The 255-nt window shown below is 56.5% G+C and carries 1 rRNA gene; it reads left to right on the top strand.

Features of this window, described 5'->3' with window-relative positions:
- Positions 1–255: ribosomal RNA gene (locus CVV77_RS21900) — 23S ribosomal RNA — on the top strand; the annotation flags it as partial.

Raw genomic sequence — 255 nt, 5'->3', positions numbered from 1 at the left:
TAGTACCTGTGAAGATGCAGGTTACCCGCGACAGGACGGAAAGACCCCGTGGAGCTTTACTGCAGCCTGATATTGAATGTTGGTACAGCTTGTACAGGATAGGTAGGAGCCTTGGAAACCGGAGCGCCAGCTTCGGTGGAGGCATCGGTGGGATACTACCCTGGCTGTATTGACCTTCTAACCCGCCGCCCTTATCGGGCGGGGAGACAGTGTCAGGTGGGCAGTTTGACTGGGGCGGTCGCCTCCTAAAAGGTA

It is taken from the genome of Bacillus sp. SN1 (assembly GCF_002796895.1).
GTDB lineage: Bacteria > Bacillota > Bacilli > Bacillales > Bacillaceae > Bacillus > Bacillus inaquosorum.
The sequence above is the reverse complement of the archived record's forward strand: the minus strand, read 5'-3'. Positions and strand labels throughout refer to the sequence as shown.